We start from the raw sequence: 8,843 nt of genomic DNA on the forward strand, positions 1-8,843 counted from the left end.
GAACGCGGGTCGTGCGGGTGCGGCGACGGCGCGGGCCGGCGCTGCGCACCGCGGCGGCCGTCCTCGCGGGCGTGGGCCTGGTGGGTGCTCTCGCCCCGGTGGCCGCTGCCCACGGCGCACCGCAGTCCTCCTACGGGTTGACGGTGGCGGGCGGCGCGGGCGGCGACGTCACCGACGAGGCGGTCAGCGGCGGAGCGGGCGCGCCGACCGGCGTCGCGGACTCCGTGGCCGACGCCGACCGAGGGGCCGGGCGGGGCGTCGACCCGGCGGCCCTGGACGCCGCCGTGCGCGGCCTGGTGAGCCCCGGCGGCGCCTCCGCCACGCTCGGGCTGGTCAGCGAGCGGGGCCGCACCGTCTGGAAGGGCGCGGCCGGCACCGCCGACCTCGCCACCGGCGCCCGGGCCTCGGCCGACGGCCGGTTCCGGATCGGCAGCGTCACCAAGACCTTCGTCGCGACGGTGCTGCTCCAGCTCGTCGCCGAGCACCGGCTCGGCCTCGACGACCCGGTCGAGCGCCACCTGCCCGGCCTGGTGCTCAACGGCGGGCAGATCACCGTGCGCCAGCTGCTCAACCACACCAGCGGCCTCGCCAACTACACCGACGACCCGGCCTTCTCGTTCGAGGAGGACGACGGCGCCCTGCAGCAGTGGCTCAGCACCGGCCGCTGGCGCTCCTACCGGCCGCAGGAACTGATCGCCATCGCCGCCAAGTACCCGCCGTACTTCGCCCCCGGGCAGGGGTGGCACTACTCCAACACCAACTACATCGTCGCCGGGCTGCTGGTGGAGCGGCTCACCGGTCGCACCTGGGGTGACGAGGTGGAGCACCGGATCATCCGCCCCCTCGGCCTGACCGGCACCTCGATGCCGGTCGACTCGCCCTTCATCCCCGGCCCGCACGCGCACGGCTACTACAAGCTCGCCACCGGCCCGGCGGACGCCACCCTGCTCAACCCGAGCATGGGCGGCGCCGCGGGCGCCGGGATCTCGACCACCGCGGACCTCACCAGGTTCCTCTCCGCCCTGCTCGGCGGGCGGCTGCTCGGCCCGGCCGAGCTCGCCGAGATGAAGCGGACCACCCCCCAGAGCGGGCCCGCCGAGTACGGCCTGGGCCTCCAGCGGACGACGACCGCCTGCGGCGAGTTCTGGGGCCACGGCGGCGGCATCCCCGGCTACAACACCCTGCTGTACGGCACGGCCGACGGGAGGCGGCAGTTCGCGGCCTCGGTCAACCCCTACGACATGTCCGACCTGCCCGCGACCAACGCCGCGTTCGAGACCCTGGTCGCGACAGGCACCTGCGGCGGCCGCCCGCCGGCCGCCGCAGGGCCGCTCGCACCGCCCGCCACGGCCGCCATACCGTCGGCCGTCGGCCCGGCCCCGCTCCTGCTCGGCTGAGGGGGTGGTCGCGCTGATGGCCCGGGTGCGATCATGACCGGCACGTGATGGCCGGACGTCAACAGGAGGACGAGACATGGCAGAGCCGCTGATCGCCGCAGTCGGGGGCCGGGTGCCGTCCGTCGACCCGACGGCCTTCGTCGCGCCCAACGCGGTTGTGGTGGGCGACGTGACGGTCGCCGCCGGGGCGAGCGTCTGGTACGGCGCGGTGATCCGGGGCGACGCCGAGTCGATCACGGTCGGCGTGGGGAGCAACATCCAGGACAACTGCACCCTCCACGCCGACCTGGGCTTCCCGTTGGTGATCGGCGAGCGGATCTCGGTCGGGCACAACGCCGTCCTGCACGGCTGCACGGTCGAGGACGACGTTCTGGTGGGGATGAACTCGACGGTGCTCAACGGCGCCCGGATCGGCGCCGGTTCGCTGGTGGCGGCGGGTGCGGTGGTACCGCAGGGCATGCAGGTGCCGCCCGGATCGCTGGTGGCCGGCGTCCCGGCGAAGGTCCGGCGCGAGCTGACGGAGGAGGAGCGGGCCGGGATCAAGATCAACGGCGAGGGCTACCGTCTGCTGGCCGACGGGCACCGCGAGATCGAGCCGGTCGGGCAGGCCGAACAGGTCGGGCAGGCCGACCTCCCGGCCGAGTAGCGGTGGAGGAGGCTCGGTGAGCCGGCACGCCGCCGCCCTCCCCGAGTGGCGGCGGTGCGGCGGCGTGGTGCGGCGGCGTGGTGGGTGAGGGATCAGGCGGGTGCACCCGCCCCGGTGCGGTCCGCACGCCCGGCCGGCTCCGGCAAGGGGGCGGTATCCGGCCCGGCCACCCCCGTCACCCCGGCCGGCTCGTGCCCCGCGCCTCCCGCGCCTCCCGCACCACCGGGGCGCCGACGGTCGGCGGCCCACGCGGCCAGCGCGATGGCCGCCCCGGACGCGGCCAGCCCGGAGCCGACCAGCGTGGGCGAGGTCCAGCCGAGCCCAGCGTCCAGGGCGAGCCCGCCGAAGTAGGCGCCCTGGGCGTTGGCCAGGTTGAACGCCCCCTGCACGGTCGCGGAGGCCAGCGTCGGCGCGCTGCGTGCCTTCTGCAGCACCAGGGTCTGCACGGCCGGGACGATCGCGAAGCCGAACAGCCCGATCAGCACCACCGTGACGGCGGCCGACCACGCGGCATGGGCGGTCACCGCGAAGAGCGCCAGGGTGGCGGCGGAGAGGAGGAAGGCGGCGCAGACGGTCGGCCGGAGCGCACGGTCGGCGGCGAACCCGCCCAGCACGTTGCCGATCGTCATCCCCACACCGAACAGCGCCAGCACCAGCGTCACCGAGCCGGTCGCGTACCCGGAGACCTCGGTGAGCAGCGGGGTGATGTAGCTGTAGCAGGCGAAGAACCCGCCGCAGCCGAACACCACCGTGGCCAGCGCCAGCCAGAGCTGACCGCTGCGGAAGGCGCTCAGCTCGTGCCGGAGCCCGGACTGCGCGGGGGAAGGCAGCTCCGGCACCAGCCGGGCGATGGCGACCGTGCCGGCCGCCGCGATCGCGACCACCACCAGCATGGTCGCCCGCCAGCCGAGGTGCTGGCCGAGTAGGGTCGCGGCGGGCACCCCGACGATGTTGGCGACGGTCAGGCCCGAGAACATCACGGCGACGGCCCGGGCCCGCCGGTGCGGCGCGACGAGCTCGGCGGCTGCAACGGCCCCGGCGCCGAAGAACGCCCCGTGCGGCAGGCCGGTGATCAGCCGGGCCGCGGCCAGCGACCAGAAGTCGGGCGCGACCGCGCACAGCAGGTTGCCGGTCGCGAACAGTCCGGCCAGCGCGACCAGCACCGCCTTGCGGGGCCGGCCGGCGGCGAGCGCGGTGAGCAGCGGGGCACCGATCACCACACCGATGGCGTAGGCGGAGATCAGCCACCCCGCCTGAGGGATGGAGACGTGAAGGTTGTCGGCCACCTGGGGGAGCAGCCCCATGGCGGCGAATTCGGTGGTGCCGATGGCGAACGCGGTGACGGCCAGGGCGACCAGCGCGAGTGGCAAGGCGGAACTCCGGGGTGACGCCCGCACGAGGGCAGGGCGGAGCGGTCGTCGGCACGGTCGTCGGGCCGACGGGAGGACGGGGATGACGGGAGAACGGGGAGGGAGACGCGAGGGGCGTCGAAGGGTGAAGCCGAAGCAGGAGGGCGAGGGCGAGGATGCGGGAGCAAGGGCGAAAGGGATTAGTTCGTCCGAAATCCTAATCCGGTCGGATGACGCTCCCGCGTTGTCCCCGTGTCGCCCTGGTGACGGGCGGGGGTCGCCAGCCACGCCCCCGCGCGCGAGACTGGGGGCATGTGCCGCAGTATCAAGACGCTGAGACCACCCGTGACGCCCGACGCCTCCGAGGAGGACTTCCGGGCGGCCGCGCTGCAGTACGTGCGGAAGGTGTCCGGGTTCCGGGCACCGGCGGCGCGCAACCGGGAGGCCTTCGACCAGGCCGTTGACACCGTCACCGAGGCGACCGCCAGGCTGCTGGCGGAGCTGGAGGTTCGTGGCGCGCCCGCCAGGACCGCGCAGGCCTCCGCCTGACCGGACGGCGACAGGAAGCGGTCGGCCGCGACACGGCCGGTCCTCACCAGTAGGAACAGGAGGTCGGCGATGAGTCCCGCGGACCGTTACGCACTCACCTTCCCGGGCACGCCCGGCACCCAGGCCCCGCAGGACGTCGTCGTGGTGACGCGGACCAGCACGACCGGCCCCGGCGGGCATCCCGTCTACGAGGACGCCAGCGGGATCGTGCGGGCGGAGATCAGCGACGCGGGCGAGGTCCGGATGCTCGCCAGCGGCGGCCACCAGTCGCCGCACTTCCCGGTACACGCCCAACCGCTTCCGTGACCGGTGCCCCGCTCCGGGCCGCGCTTTCGGTGGTTTCCTCCCGTGGCACACCGTCGTCCGGCAGAATCGCCGCATGACCACAGCGCGCTGGCAGGGCACGGTCATCGCCGAGAGCGATGACACCACCGTCGTCGAGGGCAACCACTACTTCCCGGCCGAATCGGTCCGCACCGAGTATCTGCGGCCCTCCGACACCACCACGATCTGCGGCTGGAAGGGCACCGCCGAGTACTACACCCTCCACGTCGACGGCGAGGTCAATGCGGACGCGGCCTGGTACTACGCCGACCCCGAGCCCGAGGCGGTGCACGTTCGCGGCCGGATCGCCTTCTGGCGCGGGGTGGAGATCACCGGGTAGCGCGTACTGTGGCGCCCGACCGGGTAACGGCAGGGCATGGCAATATTCAGAAGGCCGGGGCGCTCCGGAGAGCCGGACCCCGCCCCGGGACACATTGCCGACGAGCTGGCCGAGCTGGTCGAGGAGCTGGAGAAGCCCGCCCCGGGGCCGGCCGGGGGCGGTACGGACTGGCGGGTCGCCGAGTACGGGGCCGAGCGCGGACGTCGCCGGGCCGCGGAGCTGATCGCCTCGGTCGCCAGACGGCTCGGCACCGGCAGCCGGTCCGCCGCGAAGGGCGCCGCGCACGGCGGCCGGGCCCTGGCCGACCAGCTGATCCAGGCGGCCCCGCGCATCCCGGTCCGGAACCTCGCCACCCTCCGCTCCCAGCACCCTACGGCGGCCGATCCCGACGCACTGGCCCAGCTGCTGATCCTCGGTGCGGCCCGCGCGTCCGCCGCGCTCGGAGCCGGAGTCGGGGCGGCGGCGATGCTGCCGGTTCCGCCCGCGATGCCGGTGGAGATCGCCGCCGAGACGCTCGCCGTGGCGGCCGTCGAGATCAAACTGATCGCCGAACTGCACGAGGTCTACGGCGTCCCCGCCCAGGGCACTGCCACCCACCGGGCGTCGGCCTACCTCGGCGCCTGGGCCGGCCGGCGGGGCATCAACGCGACGACGCTGGTGAAGCCGGCCGGGTTCGCCGCGATGGCGCTCGGGGGCGAGGTCCGCCAGCAGGTCCGCAAGCGGCTCACCCGCAGCACGTTGCGCCGCCTGCCGACGATGATCCCGCTGCTGGTCGGCGCGGGCCTCGGCGCCACCATCAACCGCCGCGACACCCGCAAGGTGGGCCGGGCGGTCCGCAAGGACCTGCGCTCCCGCCGCCCCGCCGACGGCGCCTACTGGTCCGCCGCTGCCCCGGCCGTGCCGGGGGAAACGGCCCCCTGAGGGAGGACCCGCACCAGCCGGGTGCGCTGGGCGGGCGGGCCGGGAGGGTCACCCGGGAAGGTCAGGCCGGGTTACCCGCGAGGGGCCCCGGGCCCGGGGGAGTGGCCTTCGGGAGGTTCCCGGGCAGCCCACACCCACCAGCCCGGGCCCGGCGTCGCACGGACTGAGCGTCGTGCGGGCCGACCAGCCGCACGGGCCGACCACTGCACGGGACGGCTGGGGACGGCTGCCGCCCTGGCCGACCGCCGCATCGACCGACCGCCGCCCTGGCCGACCGCCGCATCGACCGACCGCCGCCCTGGCCCGGGTCAGACGCCGGGTGCCTGCGGGGCGGCGGCTCCGCGGCCGGCCTTGACGGCGTTCACCATGGCTTGGTGGATCGCCCGCGCGGTGATCTCGTCCGCCGCCGGCACGGGGCTGCCGGACACGGTGTACCAGTCCAGTGCGCCGGTGTACTGCACGGTCAGCCGGGCCTCGCCGTCCACCCACGTGGTGTGGACGGTGAGGTCGCCCGAGATCGGGCCGACCTCCGCGGTGGTGACACCGCCGGGGCCGCTGATGATCGACTGGGTGGTCCAGGTGGCCCACGACATCCGGGGATCCCCCGGAGGCCCGGTCGGCCGACCGCCCTGCGCCGCTGCTGCGCCCTGCTGCTGCTCGCTCATGCGCCAATCCTCCCCCGCCGGTCCGCCGCCGATGCGGCAGCGACACCAGCGGTCGCGGAGGCCGCCCGTGCGCCGGGCGGCCTCGTGGAAATTCGTTCGTCGCGGACGGTCAGCCGCGCGCCTCGGGTTCGTCCTGGGGCTCGCCCTCCGCCTGCGAGGTGTCCTGCGCGTGCAGGTTCTGCATCGAGGTGATGCCCTCCTCGGGGTCGGCGGCGCGGACGTCCTCCTCGCGGTCGACGCTCACCTCGGACCGTGCGCTCATGTCGGTCATCGTGGGCTCCGTCTCCTCGGCCGGACCCGGGCACGTCCGGGTGCACCGTGGACGGGTGGCGCCGGGCGGACGCCGGACCGGGTCTCTGTCTCGCCCTTCCAGCCTGCCCCCGAGCCCGCCCCAAGGCCAACCGGGGCCCGGGAGCGGTCCCGCCGGGTAGCGCGGCCTGCCCGCCGCGTGTTGCGCGCCGCTCGCCACGTGCCGTCCGCCGTCCGGTGACCCCACGAGCCGACGGCCGAGAGCCGAGAGCCGAGGGCCGTCGGCCGCTGGGTGCCGGCCGACGGCCGCGGGGTCCGCCCCGGCTCACCAGGTGACCGGAAGCTCCAGCAGCCCGTGGATGAGCGAATCGGTGCGGAAGGCCGGCTGGTCGTCCGGCGCCGCGAGCCGCAGGCCGGGCAGTCTGCGGAAGAGCGTGGCGAGCGCGATCTGGAGCTCGGCCCGGGCCAGCGGCTGGCCGAGGCACTGGTGGACGCCGAAGCCGAAGGCGAGATGGCGCCGGGCGTCCCGGTCCACGTCCAGCTCGTCGACGGGCCGGGTGCCCGGGGCGGCGAACAGCTCCTCGTCCTGGTTGGCGGTGGAGAGCATCGCGGTCACCCCCTCGCCGGCCCGGATCAGGGTGCCGCCCAGCTCCACGTCCTCCAAGGCGAGCCTGGGCAGGCCGGTGTGGACGATCGTGAGGTGGCGCAGGAGTTCCTCGACGGCCCCGGGGACGGCGGCCGGGTCGGCCAGCCGGGCGGCCTGCCCGGGGTCGCCGAGCAGCAGGAGGGTGGAGAGCCCGATCATGTTGGCGGTGGTCTCGTGTCCGGCGAACAGCAGCAGCATGCCGGTGGAGGCGATCTCCCGGAGCGAGAGGTCGTCGCGGGCGGCCAGCCGGCTGAGGATGTCGTCATCGGGCTGCCGCCGCTTCCGCGCGGCGAGGCCGCCGAGGTAGTCCAGCATCTCGTCCTGGGCCCGCGCGGCCTCCTCCCGGGCGGTCGTGGTGCTGATCAGCGCCCGGCTGAGGTCCTGGAACAGTTGCCGGTCCTCGTAGGGGACGCCGAGCAGCAGGCAGATCACCAGTGAGGGCACCGGCAGGGCGAACCGGGCGACCAGGTCGGCGGGCCCGCCGGTCTCGGTCATGCCGTCGATGGCCTCGTCGACGATCTGCTGGACGCCGGGGCGCATCGCCTCCACCCGCTTGACCAGGAAGTCTCCGGTGACCATGCGGCGCAGCCGGGAGTGTTCGGGGTCGTCGAGACGCAGGAAGCTGGGGTTGGCGGCGGCGATCTCACGCCGCCCGGGGACGAGGCTGGGGAACTCGGGCCGGCGGGCGTCCGCGCTGAAGCGGTGGTCGGAGAGCACCGTGCGGACCTCGCGGTAGCCGGTCACCAGCCAGCACGAGGAGCCGTCCAGCAGTTCGGCACGGCTGACGGAGGCGGCCCGGGCCGCCGCGGTGTAGACGGGCGGCGGGCTGAAGGGGCAGCGGCTGTCGTGGGGAGCAGCGTGGCGGGGCGGTGGGCGTGCTCGTCAAGGTGGGATCTCCTTGCGTGGGAGGTGACAGCCGGCAGCTGGTGACGGCCGGGACCGGGCGGACGACGGAGCGCGTGAGCGCGCGGCTGCTACGCGCCGCCGTCGTCGTCCTCGGTGACGGTGATCGCGCCGCCGGGGTAGAGCGCGGAGGCGAGTCGCGCCTCGGCGTACTGCGCCGGCGGCAGGACGGCCAGGCGGAGTCTCACCAGGCCGTCATGGTCGCCCTGTTCGAAGACCTCCGGCACGGTCAGGACGCACTGGCCGGAGCTACAGCAGCGGGACGGGTCGACGCTCACCTGCACGTACGGACACCTCTCCGTGGTGTGGCACCGGATCACCCGGGCCGGCCGCCCCCCGCTGATGTCAACCGAACCGCCGTTCTGTCGCATACGAAGAGTGGTTCGCCGCTTTCGGGCAAAATGGCCGATTCCACTCTGATGGTCAAACTCCCCAGGAGTGAAAGATGTTTGAGGCTCCGTCAGAACACCTGTGTGGTCGGCGGGGCTGGCCGGGGGAGTGCCTCCGCAGTGGCGGCGGGACACCGCCGTCGCCCCGGTCTCCCCCTTCGCCGAGATGCTCACCCGCCTGGAAGGCGAACGCCTCGCCAGGTGGATCACCGAGGCCGTGACCTCGGGTACGCCCCGGATCGGATGCCCTTCGGGTCGACGCTCCGTCACCGTCTTAACCGTCCGTCCTGGCAAGCCCGTCCCGACAGGCCCGTCCCGACAGGCCCGTCCCGCCAGGCCCGGTCCGGGAAGCCCGGTCCCGACAGGTCCGTCCCGCCAGGCCCGGTCCGGGAAGCCCGTCCCGACAGGTCCGTCCCGAGAGATCCGTCGGTGTCGGTCGGACTTCGTATGGTGACCCGATGACTG

The 8,843-nt window shown here is 74.6% G+C and carries 11 protein-coding genes; 6 read left to right on the forward strand and 5 right to left on the reverse strand.

Annotation, left to right across the window (positions count from 1 at the left end; translation table 11 throughout):
• Together C2142_RS35520 and C2142_RS35525 are read left to right on the forward strand one after the other, a co-directional pair.
• The coding region (locus C2142_RS35520) for a serine hydrolase domain-containing protein (protein ID WP_194235845.1) at positions 1 to 1,397 on the forward strand (1,397 nt) is incomplete at its 5' end.
• Positions 1,398 to 1,473: 76 nt separating this feature from the next.
• Positions 1,474 to 2,043 (forward strand): gamma carbonic anhydrase family protein, encoded by a 570-nt coding sequence (locus tag C2142_RS35525; protein ID WP_148646954.1) that lies wholly within the window; start codon positions 1,474 to 1,476, stop codon positions 2,041 to 2,043.
• A gap of 92 nt (positions 2,044 to 2,135) precedes the next feature.
• On the opposite strand, the gene C2142_RS35530 is transcribed toward C2142_RS35525, so the two are convergent.
• Positions 2,136 to 3,413 (reverse strand): MFS transporter, encoded by a 1,278-nt coding sequence (locus C2142_RS35530; protein WP_148646955.1) that lies wholly within the window; start codon positions 3,411 to 3,413, stop codon positions 2,136 to 2,138.
• 291 nt (positions 3,414 to 3,704) lie between these two features.
• Here C2142_RS35530 and C2142_RS35535 point away from each other — a divergent pair, with 291 nt between their 5' ends.
• From C2142_RS35535 to C2142_RS35550, 4 genes are all read left to right on the forward strand, one after another.
• Entirely contained in the window at positions 3,705 to 3,941 is a 237-nt protein-coding gene (locus C2142_RS35535; RefSeq protein ID WP_148646956.1) for a DUF2277 domain-containing protein, read from the forward strand.
• Positions 3,942 to 4,010: 69 nt separating this feature from the next.
• Positions 4,011 to 4,247 carry a DUF6296 family protein gene (locus tag C2142_RS35540; protein ID WP_148646957.1) on the forward strand — a complete coding sequence of 79 codons (237 nt, stop codon included), beginning with the start codon at positions 4,011 to 4,013 and terminating at the stop codon, positions 4,245 to 4,247.
• A gap of 73 nt (positions 4,248 to 4,320) precedes the next feature.
• Entirely contained in the window at positions 4,321 to 4,605 is a 285-nt protein-coding gene (locus C2142_RS35545) for a DUF427 domain-containing protein (RefSeq protein ID WP_148646958.1), read from the forward strand.
• A gap of 36 nt (positions 4,606 to 4,641) precedes the next feature.
• A complete protein-coding gene (locus C2142_RS35550; protein ID WP_194235846.1) occupies positions 4,642 to 5,526 on the forward strand; it encodes a hypothetical protein in 885 nt (294 codons plus the stop codon).
• 308 nt (positions 5,527 to 5,834) lie between these two features.
• Here the strand turns inward: C2142_RS35550 and C2142_RS35555 are convergent, their stop codons facing one another.
• From C2142_RS35555 to C2142_RS35570, 4 genes are all read right to left on the reverse strand, one after another.
• Positions 5,835 to 6,119, reverse strand: coding sequence for a hypothetical protein (locus C2142_RS35555; RefSeq protein ID WP_148647228.1), 285 nt, complete (start codon positions 6,117 to 6,119; stop codon positions 5,835 to 5,837).
• A gap of 181 nt (positions 6,120 to 6,300) precedes the next feature.
• The gene (locus C2142_RS35560) at positions 6,301 to 6,453 is read right to left on the reverse strand and encodes a hypothetical protein (RefSeq protein ID WP_153882848.1); all 153 of its coding nucleotides are present in this window, start codon (positions 6,451 to 6,453) and stop codon (positions 6,301 to 6,303) included.
• Between the two features lie 312 nt (positions 6,454 to 6,765).
• Positions 6,766 to 7,830 (reverse strand): cytochrome P450, encoded by a 1,065-nt coding sequence (locus C2142_RS35565; protein ID WP_346766415.1) that lies wholly within the window; start codon positions 7,828 to 7,830, stop codon positions 6,766 to 6,768.
• A 230-nt stretch (positions 7,831 to 8,060) separates the two neighbouring features.
• Positions 8,061 to 8,273 (reverse strand): ferredoxin, encoded by a 213-nt coding sequence (locus C2142_RS35570; protein ID WP_174315810.1) that lies wholly within the window; start codon positions 8,271 to 8,273, stop codon positions 8,061 to 8,063.
• Positions 8,274 to 8,843 lie beyond the last annotated feature (570 nt).

The organism is Streptomyces sp. CB01881, from assembly GCF_002953255.1.
Taxonomy (GTDB): Bacteria; Actinomycetota; Actinomycetes; order Streptomycetales; family Streptomycetaceae; genus Kitasatospora.